Below are 11,900 nucleotides of genomic sequence, written 5' to 3' on the forward strand. Positions count from 1 at the left end.
GCCGCCTGCGACAGCGGGCGGCACGAACCCAGAAGAGAAGGACTGAAATCATGAGCACGACGCTCGAGCAATCCGCCTTTGCCCCGCCCACCGGCGCCGACAGCCGCATGGGCCACCTCGACTGGCTCGAAGCCGAGTCGATCCACATCCTGCGCGAGCTGGTTGCCGAGTGCAGCAAGCCGGCGCTGCTGTTCTCGGGCGGCAAGGATTCGGTCGTCGTGCTGCACCTCGCGCTGAAGGCGTTCGGTCTCGGCGCGAACCGCAAGACCTCGCTGCCGTTCCCGCTCGTACACATCGACACGGGCCACAACTACGACGAAGTGATCGACTTCCGCGACCGCCGCGCGAAGGAGATCGGCGCCGAGCTGATCGTCGGCCACGTCGAGGATTCGATCAAGCGCGGTACCGTCGTGCTGCGCCGCGAGACCGATTCGCGCAACGCCGCGCAGGCCGTCACGCTGCTCGAGACGATCGAGCAGCACGGCTTCACCGCGATGATCGGCGGCGCGCGCCGTGACGAAGAGAAGGCGCGCGCGAAGGAGCGCATCTTCTCGTTCCGCGACGAGTTCGGCCAGTGGGATCCGAAGGCGCAGCGCCCGGAACTGTGGAGCCTCTACAACGCACGCCTGCACAACGGCGAGCATCTGCGCGTGTTCCCGATCTCGAACTGGACCGAGCTCGACGTGTGGCAGTACATCGCCCGCGAGAACCTCGAACTGCCGTCGATCTACTACGCGCACCAGCGCGAGATCGTGCGCCGCAACGGGCTGCTCGTGCCGGTCACGCCGCTCACGCCGATGCGCGAGGGCGAGACGAGCGAAGTCGCTCAAGTGCGCTTCCGCACCGTCGGCGACATCAGCTGCACGTGCCCGGTCGAGAGCGACGCGGACGACGTCGAGAAGATCATCGCCGAGACGGCGGTGACCGAGATCACCGAGCGCGGCGCGACCCGGATGGACGACCAGACCTCCGAAGCCGCGATGGAACAGCGCAAGAAGCAAGGTTATTTCTGACGCACACGAGGACATTCACATCATGAGCATCATCGAGAACAACGAAGACCTCGGCGTGCTGCGCTTCATCACCGCGGGCAGCGTCGACGACGGCAAGAGCACGCTGATCGGCCGCCTGCTGTATGACAGCAAGGCCGTGCTGTCCGACCAGCTTTCCGCGCTGTCGCGCGCGAAGAACAAGCGCACGGTCGGCGACGAGCTCGACCTCGCGCTGCTGACCGACGGCCTCGAAGCCGAGCGCGAGCAGGGCATCACGATCGACGTCGCGTACCGCTACTTCGCGACCGCGAAGCGCAAGTTCATCATCGCCGACACGCCGGGCCACGAGCAGTACACGCGCAACATGGTGACGGGCGCGTCGACCGCGCACGCGGCGATCATCCTGATCGACGCGACGCGCGTGACGATCGAGAACGGCGTCGCGGAACTGCTGCCGCAGACCAAGCGCCACAGCGCGATCGTCAAGCTGCTCGCGCTGCAGCACGTGATCGTCGCGATCAACAAGATGGACCTCGTCGACTACAGCGAAGCGCGCTTCAACGAGATCCGCGACGCGTACGTCACGCTCGCGAAGCAGCTCGGCCTCTCCGACGTGCGCTTCGTGCCGGTGTCGGCGCTCAAGGGCGACAACATCGTCGGCGCGAGCGAGCGCATGCCGTGGTACGCGGGCGAGCCGCTGCTCGACGTGCTCGAGTCGCTGCCGGTCGAGACGCAGGCGCATGACGCGCTGCGCTTCCCGGTGCAGTGGGTCGCGCGCCAGGACGGCAGCTCGGCCGACGACTTCCGCGGCTACATGGGCCGCATCGAGGCGGGCGAAGTGAAGGTCGGCGACGAGATCCTCGTGCTGCCGTCGAACCGCACCGCGACGGTCGCCGAGATCATCGCGCCGGTGCCGGGCGGCACCGCGGCGGTCGAACTGGCGTTCGCGGGCCAGACCGTGACGATCCGCCTCGCGGAAGACGTCGACGTGTCGCGCGGCGACATGTTCGTCGCGATCGCGCAGCCGGTCGAGCCGGCGAAGAAGCTCGAGGCCGATCTGTGCTGGTTCGACGAAACGCCGCTGTCGCCGCAGCGCAAGTACCTGCTGAAGCAGACCACGAGCACCGTGTTTGCGAAGGTCGGCGCGGTCAAGCAGGTGCTCGACGTGCACACGCTGTCGCACGCGACCGACCGCCACGACCTGAAGATGAACGACATCGGCCGCGTCGCGCTGACGCTGCAGAAGCCGATCGTCTGCGACACGTACGATGCGCATCCGGGCACGGGCGCGTTCGTGCTGATTGACGAGGCGACGCATCACACGGTCGCCGCAGGGATGATCCGGGCGTTCTCGGCGTAACCGGGAAGCCGCGCCGCCGCACGGCGGCGCGGGCCGGAGCCGTCCCCCGCGGACAAGCGAAGCGACCAACATGGGCAAGGTGTATCTGATCGGAGCAGGACCGGGCGCGGCGGACCTCATCACGGTGCGCGGCGCGCGGCTGCTCGCGCAGGCCGACGTCGTGCTGCACGACGCGCTCGTCGAGCCGGCGATGCTCGACTATGCGCCGAACGCGCGCAAGATCGCGGTCGGCAAGCGCTGCGGGCAGCGTTCGACCGCGCAGCAGTTCATCAACAAGCAGATCGTCGACGCGGCGCGCGAACATGCGTGCGTCGTGCGGCTGAAGGGCGGCGACCCGATGCTGTTCGGCCGCGCGGACGAGGAAATGCGCGCGCTCGAGGCGGCCGGCATCGACTACGAGATCGTGCCGGGCATCACCGCGGCGCTGGCCGGCGCGGCCACGCTGAAGCGCTCGCTGACGCTGCGCGGTGTCGCACGCAGCGTCGCGTTCGCGACGCACAGCCGTGCGCCGGGCAGCGACGAGATCCGCGAAGCCGCGCGCGCCGATTCGATCGTCTACTACATGGGCCGCGACAGCGCGCCGGGCATTGCGCAGCAGCTGATCGACGCGGGCCGCGCGAGCGCGACGCCGGTCGCGATCGTCGAGGCATGCAGCACGGCGCGCGAGCGCACGCTGACGTTGACGCTTGGCGAGATGGCGGCGGGCGCGGCGCAGGCCTGGCTCGATCCGGCCGCGCCGAGCCTGCTGATGATCGGCGACGCGTTTGCCGGCCGCGGGAAGCAAGCGAAGCAGGGCGGCGCGTTGCGCGATGCGGCCTGAGTGAAACGAAAAACGCTGGCATAGGCCAGCGTTTTTTTCTGTGTGGCGTTCGCCGTGCTTACGCGTCGTCGCCCGACTGCTCGAGGCAGTAGCGCGCGATCGCGTCGAGCACGCCGTCGTCTTCGCCGACCGCGGTCGTGCAGCGGATTTCGACGCCCGGATGCGCTGCGCGGCACGCATCGACGAGCTGCGGCAGGTCGCGGCGGATATGGCCACCCTGGCCGAAGAACACCGGCACGACGGTGATGCGCGTGCAGCCGGCCGCCACCTGCGCGGCGACTGCGGTGTCGAGCGACGGCGTCATCAGCTCGAGAAACGCGAGCGAAACGGACCCCGGTGGCGCAGCGGCGCCGCGCGCGGCGCGCAGCCGTGCGGCGAGCCGCTCGAACGGCTCCGCCCAGCGCGGATCGCGGGCGCCGTGACCGAACAGGACGATACCGTGTGAACTCATGTGGCCCTCCGTCGCGTGCCGGCGCTCAGTGCCGGTCGACCCATTTGAGCGCGAACAGCCCGAGCGCGAGGTAGATCAGGCCGGGGGTGGCCGCCGTCAGCGGTGCGGGCCACGTGTTCAGCGTGCCGATATGCGAGAACAGCGTATTGAGGAGCTGGAAGCTCATGCCGAGCATGATGCCGCCGAACACCTTCACGCCGACCACGCCCGCGCGCGTATGCAGGTACGCGAACGGCAGCGACAGCACCAGCATCACGAACACCGCGAACGGGTACAGCAGCTTGCGCCACAGCGCGATGTCGTAGCGCTGCGTGTCCTGCTGGTTTTCCTTCAGATGCTGGATGTAGCGGAACAGATTGATGATCGACATCCGGTCCGGCGACACGAGCAGCACCGACAGGATCTGCGGCGTCAGGTCCGAGCGCAGCCGGTATTCCGGCAGCGTGACCTGCTGCGACCGGTACACGGGGTTCAGCGCGTCGGCGGGCTGGCCGCTGATCGGCTTGATCGGCGTGAGCTCCGTCTCGGTCACGCCGGTCAGCAGCCAGTGGCCGGGCGGCTCGTAGCGGCCCGTTTGCGCGATCCGCACGTTCTGCAGCTGGAATTTCGAATCGAATTCGTAGATCCGCACGTTGCTGATCGTCGAATCCGGCGACAGGCTGCCGACGTTCACGAAGCGCGTGACGTGCTCGCCGTTCTCGCGCGCCGCGAGCGTGTCCTTCACCCACACGCCGGACTGGAAGTTCGACGACACGGACGCGCCGAGCGCCTGCAGCCGCACGCGTTCGGACAGCTGGTCCGCGTACGGGCCGACGAACTCGCCGATCAGGTAGGTGACGATCACGATCGGGATGCCGATCTTCAGCAGCGAGCGCAGCGCCTGGTTGGTCGCGAGGCCCGATACGCGGAAGATCGTGAACTCCGAGTTCGCGGCCATCTGCGCGAACACGTAGATCGCGCTGATCAGCGCGGCGACCGGGATGATCTCGTAGAAGCGCGACGGCGTCTGCAGCGCGACGCGCAGCACCGCGTAGCCGAACTTGTAGTTGCCGTGCCCGACCGAGTTCAGTTCGCTGATCAGGTCGAAGAAGAAGAACAGGCCCGAGAACGCGAACAGGATGAAGACGAACGTGACGTAGATCTGCCGCGCGAAGTATTTTTCATAGAGCCGCATCGATCATGCTCCCGTCGAGCGGCTGAACAGCGCGCGTGTAAACAGCGGCCGGTTGCGCACCCGCAGCCAGAAGATCACCGCGACGATCGCCGCGACGATCAGGTGCAGACCGACGAGGCCGACGCCGAACGACAGCTTGCCCTGCTCGATCTGCGCCTGCACGACGTTGAGCAGGTTCGAGTAGGTCAGGTAGATCAGCACGGCCATCACGAGGTTGATCGTGCGGCTGCGGCGCGGGTTCTGGTACGCGAGCGGGATGCCGAGCACCATCAGGTTGATCGCGATCAGCGGCAGGCCCGCGCGCCACGCGAATTCGGCGAGGTTGTCGCGCGTCGGGTTGCGCAGCAGCTCGAGGGTCGGCGTGCTGTTGGTGGTCGGCACGTTGACGACCGGCTTGCTCGTGATCTTCACGCCGTAGCGCTCGAACTCCATGATCTTGAAGTTCGGCTGGCCGGGCGAGCCGTCGTAGCGGCGGCCGTTCTCGAGCACGACGAAGCGGTCGCCGTCCTTGGATTCCGTGTGGCCCGTCTGCGACACGACGACGTTGACCTTGCCGTTCTCGGTCGACGTGACGAACACGTTCTGCACCTTCGACTGGTCCGGCGTCATCTTCTCGATGAAGAACACGCGGTGGGTGGTCGCCGATTCGCGGAACTGGCCGGGCGCGAGCAGCGAGATCTCGTCGCGCTGCTGGAAGCGCGACTTGATCATCTTGCTCTGCTGGTTCGACCACGGCCAGCCGACGAACGCGAAGAATGCAATCAGCAGGACGATCGGCGTCGCGAACATGCCGATCGGCTTGATGAGACGCGTGAGACTCACGCCGGACGCGAGCCAGACGACCATTTCGGAGTCCCGGTACCACCGGGTCAGCACGAACAGGATCGACACGAACAGCGTGACGACGAGCATCACGGCCAGGTAGCCGATCACGGTGAGGCCGATCAGCACGAGCACGTCGCGCGGATCGATTTCGCCAGACGCGGCATAGCCGACGATGCGGATCATCATCGTCGTGAGCATGATCGTGAGCAGCACCATGAACACGGCGCCAGCCGTATACGCAAGCTCGCGCTGGAGGGAGCGTTCGAAGATCATTCTTGATGAGAAGAGGGCGGGGCGCTGCACACGCGTGGGTCGGCGCTCGCGCCGCCACGGGAAAAATAGCGGATAATTGCGGCTTTCATCCTTAGCCCAGATTTTATCCGAGGACAAGCGCGATGGACTTTAGCATAAAAGGCTGTGATTGGAGCAAAGGCGAGTCGAAGGGGTTCCTGACCGGGAAGTCCGACTGCATCGTGCTCGGCATCTTCGAGGCGCAGACGCTGTCCGGCGCCGCGCTCGACATCGACACGGCCACCAAGGGACTGATCTCGCGCATCGTGAAGGCCGGCGACATGGACGGCAAGCGCGGCAAGACGCTGTTCCTGCACGAGGTGCAGGGCATCGGCGCGTCACGCGTGCTGCTCGTCGGCCTCGGCAAGCAGGATGCTTTCAACCAGAAAGCCTACAACGACGCGGTGACCGCCGCGTGGCGCGCGCTGCTCGCGACCAAGGTCGTTCAGGTCACCTTCACGCTGGCCCAGCTGCCGGTCGACGAGCGCAGCTCGGACTGGGGCGTGCGCGCGGCGATTCTCGCGCTGCGCAACGAGACCTATCGCTTCACGCAGATGAAGAGCAAGCCGGAGCCGGCGTCGCATGCGCTCAAGCGCATCGTGTTCAGCGTCGACCCGGCGGACGAGAAGACCGCGAAGGTCGCGGTCAAGCAGGCCGTCGCGCTCGCGAACGGGATGGATCTGACCCGCGATCTGGGCAACCTGCCGGGCAACGTCTGCACGCCGACCTATCTCGCGAACACCGCGAAGCAGATCGCGAAGGACTGGGGCCTGAAGGCCGAGGTGCTCGGCCTGAAGCAGATCCAGGCGCTGAAGATGGGCTCGTTCCTGTCGGTCGCGCGCGCGTCGGTCGAGCCGCCGCAATTCATCGTGCTGCACTATCAGGGCGGCGCGGCGAAGGCCAAGCCGGTCGTGCTGGTCGGCAAGGGCATCACGTTCGACACGGGCGGTGTCTCGCTGAAGCCGGGCGAGGGCATGGACGAGATGAAGTACGACATGTGCGGCGCGGGCTCGGTGCTCGGCACGATGCGCGCGGTCGCCGAGATGGGCCTGAAGATCAACGTCGTCGCGATCGTGCCGACCTGCGAGAACATGCCGGGCGGCAACGCGACGAAGCCGGGTGACATCGTCACCAGCATGAAGGGACTGACGATCGAGGTGCTGAACACCGACGCCGAAGGCCGCCTGATCCTGTGCGACGCGCTGACCTACGCGGAGCGCTTCAAGCCGGCCGCGGTGATCGACGTCGCGACGCTGACGGGCGCGTGCATCATCGCGCTCGGCAACCACAACAGCGGCCTGTTCTCGAAGGACGACGCGCTCGCGGGCGAACTGCTCGACGCGTCGCGCGAGGCGAACGATCCGGCGTGGCGCCTGCCGCTCGACGACGAGTACCAGGACCAGCTGAAGTCGAACTTCGCGGACATCGCGAACATCGGCGGGCGTCCGGCCGGCAGCGTGACGGCCGCGTGCTTCCTGTCGCGCTTCACCGACAGCTATCCGTGGGCGCACCTCGACATCGCGGGCACCGCCTGGAAGAGCGGCGCGGCGAAGGGCGCGACCGGCCGTCCGGTGCCGCTGCTCGCGCAGTTCCTGATCGACCGCGCCGGCCAGTGACGGCGGTGCGCATGACGTGGCGGGCGTGCGGGCGATGACACGGATCGATTTCCACTCGAACGTCGGCGATTCGCTCGCCTACGCGTGCCGGCTGCTGCGCAAGGCCTACCAGGCCGGGCAGCCGGTCGTCGTGCTCGCGGAGCCCGCACGCCTGCGCGCGCTCGACGAGCAGCTCTGGACGTTCTCGCCGCTCGATTTCATTCCGCATTGCGGGGTCGACAGCGCGCACGCGGCCGACACGCCGATCGTGCTCGCAGCCGACCTCGACCGGGCGCCGCATCACCACGTGCTGCTGAATCTCGGCGCGGCGGTGCCGGCGCAATTCGCACGCTTCGAGCGGCTGCTCGAGGTGGTCGGCAACGAGCCGGCCGAACTGGCTGCGGGGCGCGAGCGCTACCGCTTCTATCGCGATCGCGGCTACGCGCTCAATAATTACAAGCAGGGCAGCTAGTCGCACCCGTCGACGGAGTATCCACGTGGGGCAAACCGAATCATCCTCGATTCCGACGCTGACGGACGTGCTGGTGCCGGGCAAGCCGGCGCCGGCGCGCGCGCCCGCGGCCGATGCGCCGCGTGACGATGCGGCCATTCCGGTGCTGACCGACGTGGTCGCATCGGGCAAGCCGGGGCAGGAAGCGGCGAAAGTGGCCGAAGAGACGCGGCCGGAAGCGACGGCCGTGCCAGCCGAAATCGAAGGCGACCCCGATACGGTGACCGTCGAACCGGTGCCGACGCCGCATGTTCCGGCGGTCGAATGGCCGCCTGCCGGCGAGGTTGCCGCGCCGGTCGCCGACACGCCGGCGCCGTTTTCATCCTCTTCGACCCTTTCTTCCCCTTCGACCCCGGACACCGGCGCAACGACTTCCGTCGCACTCACGCCAGAAGACGCGCAGCACATTGCCGAGCGGCTGCGCGACCGTCTGACGAATTACCTGACCGGGGAAGGGCGAGAGGCGATCGAGGCGCGCTGCCGCGATGCGCTGCACGACCACACGGCGTGGCTCGTCAGCCAGATCACGCGCGAGGTGGCGCTTGCGCTCGAAACCGAAGTGATGGAGTGGGTGCGGGATGCGGTCGACGAAGAGATCGCGCGCCGCCGCAACGGGCGTTCCGGCTGAATCGGACGCACGATCCGGTCGGACTGACTTACTTCAGCGTCAGCACCCAGTGCGCGAGCGCATGCGCCTCGGCACCCGTCAGCTGCGTATTCGCGGGCATCGGCACGCTGCCCCACACCCCGACGCTGCCCTTCACGATCGTCTGCGCGAGGTAATCGCCGGCGTCGCCGCGCGCGCCGTACTTGTCGGCGATGTCATGGAAAGACGGCCCCATCAACGGCTTGTTCACCGCATGGCAGGCCATGCAGTTCTTGCGTTGCGCGAGCGTCAGGCCGTCGGTCTGCTCCGCGTGCGCGGCCGCGCTGCCGATCAGCAGGGTCAGGATCGTTGCACGCAATATCGTCTGTTTCATGCGGTTCTCCGCCGGCGGCACAGCCGGCTTGACGTCCGCGCATTATAAAAGCAAAGGGAGCGCGCGGTTTTGCGCTCCCTTGGCGGGCGGCCGGCTTGACGGCCGCATCATCGCCCGGCCTGATCTCAACCGGTCACGGCGCCCTGGTTCGCCGGGCGCGCGAGCGCCGCGAACTTCGCGAGCACGCCGCGCGTATAGCGCGGCGCCGGCTGCTTCCACGCGGCGCGGCGGCGCGCCAGTTCGGCGTCGTCGACGTTCAGCTGCAGCACCAGCCGGTGCGCGTCGATCGTGATCGAGTCGCCTTCCTGCACGAGCGCGATCGTGCCGCCGACGAACGCTTCCGGCGCGACGTGGCCGACCACCATGCCCCAGGTGCCGCCCGAGAAGCGGCCGTCGGTGATGAAACCGACCGATTCGCCGAGCCCCTTGCCGATGATCGCCGACGTCGGCGCGAGCATTTCCGGCATCCCCGGGCCACCCTGCGGGCCGAGATAGCGCAGCACGAGCACGTCGCCCGCGTGGATCCTGTCGCCGAGGATCGCTTCCATCGCGCTCTGCTCGTCGTCGAACACGCGCGCAGGGCCGGTGATGACCGGGTTCTTCAGGCCGGTGATCTTCGCAACCGCGCCGTCTTCCGCAAGGTTGCCCTTCAGGATCGCGAGGTGGCCCTCCTTGTACAGCGCCTGGCCGATCGGGTAGATCACGTTCTGGTCCGCGCGCGGCACGCTCGGCACGTCCTTCAACTCGTCGGCGAGCGTGCGGCCCGTGATCGTGATGCAGTCGCCGTGCAACAGGCCGGCGTCGAGCAGGATCTTCAGCACCTGTGGAATGCCGCCCGCCTGGTGCAGGTCGGTCGCGACGTACTGGCCCGACGGCTTCAGGTCGCAGATCACCGGCACGCGCTTGCGGATGCGCTCGAAGTCGTCGATCGTCCAGTCGACCTCGGCTGCGTGCGCGATCGCCAGATAGTGCAGCACGGCGTTGGTCGAGCCGCCGGTCGCCATGATCAGCGACACCGCGTTCTCGATCGATTGCTTCGTGATGATGTCGCGCGGCTTCAGGTCCTGCTTCACCGCTTCGACAAGCACGCGCGCCGATTCGGCCGCGGAGTCGACCTTTTCCTGGTCGGGGTTCGCCATCGTCGACGAATACAGCAGCGACATGCCGAGCGCCTCGAACGACGAGCTCATCGTGTTCGCGGTGTACATGCCGCCGCACGAGCCGGTCGTCGGGCACGCGTTCTGCTCGACCCCTTCGAAATCCTCCTGCGACATCCGGCCCGCGGTGAACTCGCCGACGGCCTCGAACGACGACACGATCGTCAGGTCGCGACCCTTCCAGTGGCCGGGGCGGATCGTGCCGCCATACACGTAGATACCCGGCACGTTCAGCCGCGCGAGTGCGATCATGCCGCCTGGCATGTTCTTGTCGCAGCCGCCGACGACGACCACGCCGTCCATCCACTGGCCCTGCACGCAGGTCTCGATGCAGTCGGCGATCACTTCGCGCGACACGAGCGAGTATTTCATCCCCTCGGTGCCCATCGACATGCCGTCCGAGATGGTCGGCGTGCCGAAGATCTGCGGGTTCGCGTCGGCGGCCTTCACGGCCGCGACCGCCGCATCCGACAGGCGCTGCAGGCCCGCGTTGCACGGCGTGATCGTCGAATGGCCGTTGGCGATGCCGATCATCGGCTTGTCGAAATCTTCCTTCCGGTAGCCGAGCGCGTAATACATCGAGCGGTTCGGCGAACGGGCCACGCCTTGCGTGACGTTCTTCGAGCGGCGGTTGTATGACATGGGGACTCCATCCTGGTGTGGGTGATGCCTGCGGGTGCACACGCAGGCGGCGCATCGGCTCCGATGACGCAAGGATGCGATTTCCCTCTGAGCGTGTCCAATATATTATTCATCGCCTATTAGGTCGTTTTCCATATGACTGACGATGCCTGACCTGACCCCCGATCTGCGGCAGTGGCGCTACTTCGTGACCGTTGCCGAAGAACGCCATTTCGGCCGCGCGGCAACGCGCCTGTCGATGACGCAGCCGCCGCTGTCGCAGGCGATCCGCGCGCTCGAGGAGCAGCTCGGCGTTGCATTGTTCGTGCGCACCAAGCGCTCGGTCGCGCTGACGGCCGTAGGCGCGGCGCTGCTCGCGGACGTGCGCAAGCTGCTCGAGGCGGCCGACGCGTTGCCGTCGCGCGCGCAGAGCCTCGCGCGCGGCGAGACCGGCTCGCTCGCGCTCGCGTTCGTGTCGACCGCCGACTACGGATTGCTGCCGTCGCTGTTGCGCGCGTTCGGCGCGCGCTATCCGCAGGTGCGGCTGCAGCTCGCGGAGGCGACGAGCGACGTGCAGATCGAGGAGCTCGCCGCCGGCCGCATCGACGCCGGGCTGATCATTCCGCCCGTGCCGCCGCGCCATGCGGCCGAGCTGTCGTACCTGCCCGTCGTGCGCGAGCCGCTCGTGCTGGCGATGCCCGCGGCGATGTGTGACGCGCCCGGCGACACGCCGGTGCGGCTCGCCGACGTGGCCGCGTTGCCGCTCGTGATCTTCCCGCGCCGTTTGGCGCCCGGCTTTTATGACATCATTACGGGCTGCTACGGCGCGGCGGGGGAGACCCCGCGCATCGGCCAGGAAGCGATCCAGATGCAGACGATCGTGAGCCTCGTGTCGGCCGGCATGGGTGTCGCACTGGTGCCGCAGTCGCTGCGTAACCTGCGGCGCACCGGCGTGGTCTACCGGCCGCTCGCGGGTGATGCGCCCGTCGTCGAGACGGGCCTCGTGTGGCGCACCGGCGACGTCAGCCCCGTGCTGGCCGGCTTCATCGACATCGTGCGCGCGCGGGCGTTCGCGAGCGCATGACGTGAACGATGGCGCGCCGGCGTCGTCCAATGCGCGGCG

General features: G+C 67.6%; 12 protein-coding genes. 7 read left to right on the top strand and 5 right to left on the bottom strand.

Features of this window, described 5'->3' with window-relative positions; all coding sequences use genetic code 11:
• The first annotated feature begins 50 nt into the window (after positions 1-50).
• The 3 genes from cysD (at position 51) to cobA (ending at position 3,172) form a co-directional block, all read left to right on the top strand.
• On the top strand, positions 51-1,013 hold the full coding sequence (cysD, locus tag ACV22Z_RS16830) for a sulfate adenylyltransferase subunit CysD (RefSeq protein ID WP_448077419.1): 963 nt from the start codon (positions 51-53) through the stop codon (positions 1,011-1,013).
• A gap of 22 nt (positions 1,014-1,035) precedes the next feature.
• Positions 1,036-2,352 carry a sulfate adenylyltransferase subunit 1 gene (locus ACV22Z_RS16835; RefSeq protein ID WP_448077420.1) on the top strand — a complete coding sequence of 439 codons (1,317 nt, stop codon included), beginning with the start codon at positions 1,036-1,038 and terminating at the stop codon, positions 2,350-2,352.
• A 70-nt stretch (positions 2,353-2,422) separates the two neighbouring features.
• A complete protein-coding gene (gene cobA, locus ACV22Z_RS16840) occupies positions 2,423-3,172 on the top strand; it encodes a uroporphyrinogen-III C-methyltransferase (protein WP_448077421.1) in 750 nt (249 codons plus the stop codon).
• Between the two features lie 58 nt (positions 3,173-3,230).
• Here cobA and ACV22Z_RS16845 read toward each other — a convergent pair whose 3' ends face one another.
• From ACV22Z_RS16845 to lptF, 3 genes are read right to left on the bottom strand one after another with little or no spacing between them, the layout of a single operon-like run.
• Complete coding sequence (locus ACV22Z_RS16845) at positions 3,231-3,623, bottom strand: sirohydrochlorin chelatase (RefSeq protein ID WP_448077422.1); 393 nt, start codon at positions 3,621-3,623, stop codon at positions 3,231-3,233.
• A gap of 25 nt (positions 3,624-3,648) precedes the next feature.
• Positions 3,649-4,797, bottom strand: a complete 1,149-nt coding sequence (gene lptG, locus ACV22Z_RS16850) for an LPS export ABC transporter permease LptG (protein WP_448077423.1) — start codon at positions 4,795-4,797, stop codon at positions 3,649-3,651.
• Between the two features lie 3 nt (positions 4,798-4,800).
• Positions 4,801-5,895, bottom strand: a complete 1,095-nt coding sequence (lptF, locus tag ACV22Z_RS16855; protein WP_448077424.1) for an LPS export ABC transporter permease LptF — start codon at positions 5,893-5,895, stop codon at positions 4,801-4,803.
• Positions 5,896-6,017: 122 nt separating this feature from the next.
• Between lptF and ACV22Z_RS16860 the strand changes: the two genes are divergently transcribed.
• From ACV22Z_RS16860 to ACV22Z_RS16870, 3 genes are read left to right on the top strand one after another with little or no spacing between them, the layout of a single operon-like run.
• The gene (locus ACV22Z_RS16860; protein ID WP_448077425.1) at positions 6,018-7,529 is read left to right on the top strand and encodes a leucyl aminopeptidase; all 1,512 of its coding nucleotides are present in this window, start codon (positions 6,018-6,020) and stop codon (positions 7,527-7,529) included.
• Between the two features lie 34 nt (positions 7,530-7,563).
• Positions 7,564-7,980 carry a DNA polymerase III subunit chi gene (locus tag ACV22Z_RS16865; protein WP_448077426.1) on the top strand — a complete coding sequence of 139 codons (417 nt, stop codon included), beginning with the start codon at positions 7,564-7,566 and terminating at the stop codon, positions 7,978-7,980.
• A gap of 25 nt (positions 7,981-8,005) precedes the next feature.
• Positions 8,006-8,647 carry a DUF2486 family protein gene (locus ACV22Z_RS16870; protein ID WP_448077427.1) on the top strand — a complete coding sequence of 214 codons (642 nt, stop codon included), beginning with the start codon at positions 8,006-8,008 and terminating at the stop codon, positions 8,645-8,647.
• A 28-nt stretch (positions 8,648-8,675) separates the two neighbouring features.
• On the opposite strand, the gene ACV22Z_RS16875 is transcribed toward ACV22Z_RS16870, so the two are convergent.
• Positions 8,676-8,999 carry a c-type cytochrome gene (locus tag ACV22Z_RS16875; RefSeq protein ID WP_448077428.1) on the bottom strand — a complete coding sequence of 108 codons (324 nt, stop codon included), beginning with the start codon at positions 8,997-8,999 and terminating at the stop codon, positions 8,676-8,678.
• Positions 9,000-9,124: 125 nt separating this feature from the next.
• Complete coding sequence (gene ilvD, locus ACV22Z_RS16880; RefSeq protein WP_448077429.1) at positions 9,125-10,798, bottom strand: dihydroxy-acid dehydratase; 1,674 nt, start codon at positions 10,796-10,798, stop codon at positions 9,125-9,127.
• 145 nt (positions 10,799-10,943) lie between these two features.
• Here ilvD and ACV22Z_RS16885 point away from each other — a divergent pair, with 145 nt between their 5' ends.
• Entirely contained in the window at positions 10,944-11,861 is a 918-nt protein-coding gene (locus tag ACV22Z_RS16885) for a LysR substrate-binding domain-containing protein (protein WP_448077430.1), read from the top strand.
• The last annotated feature ends 39 nt before the right edge of the window (positions 11,862-11,900 follow it).

The sequence above is a fragment of the Burkholderia sp. PU8-34 genome (assembly GCF_053427725.1).

Bases quoted from the DNA above. Each gene is read 5' to 3' on its own strand.
- lptG (WP_448077423.1), bottom strand. From the start codon at position 4,797: ATGCGGCTCTATGAAAAATACTTCGCGCGGCAGATCTACGTCACGTTC.
- cysD (WP_448077419.1), top strand. From the start codon at position 51: ATGAGCACGACGCTCGAGCAATCCGCCTTTGCCCCGCCCACCGGCGCC.
- ACV22Z_RS16835 (WP_448077420.1), top strand. From the start codon at position 1,036: ATGAGCATCATCGAGAACAACGAAGACCTCGGCGTGCTGCGCTTCATC.
- ACV22Z_RS16860 (WP_448077425.1), top strand. From the start codon at position 6,018: ATGGACTTTAGCATAAAAGGCTGTGATTGGAGCAAAGGCGAGTCGAAG.
- ACV22Z_RS16845 (WP_448077422.1), bottom strand. From the start codon at position 3,623: ATGAGTTCACACGGTATCGTCCTGTTCGGTCACGGCGCCCGCGATCCG.
- ACV22Z_RS16885 (WP_448077430.1), top strand. From the start codon at position 10,944: ATGCCTGACCTGACCCCCGATCTGCGGCAGTGGCGCTACTTCGTGACC.
- cobA (WP_448077421.1), top strand. From the start codon at position 2,423: ATGGGCAAGGTGTATCTGATCGGAGCAGGACCGGGCGCGGCGGACCTC.
- lptF (WP_448077424.1), bottom strand. From the start codon at position 5,895: ATGATCTTCGAACGCTCCCTCCAGCGCGAGCTTGCGTATACGGCTGGC.
- ilvD (WP_448077429.1), bottom strand. From the start codon at position 10,798: ATGTCATACAACCGCCGCTCGAAGAACGTCACGCAAGGCGTGGCCCGT.
- ACV22Z_RS16865 (WP_448077426.1), top strand. From the start codon at position 7,564: ATGACACGGATCGATTTCCACTCGAACGTCGGCGATTCGCTCGCCTAC.
- ACV22Z_RS16875 (WP_448077428.1), bottom strand. From the start codon at position 8,999: ATGAAACAGACGATATTGCGTGCAACGATCCTGACCCTGCTGATCGGC.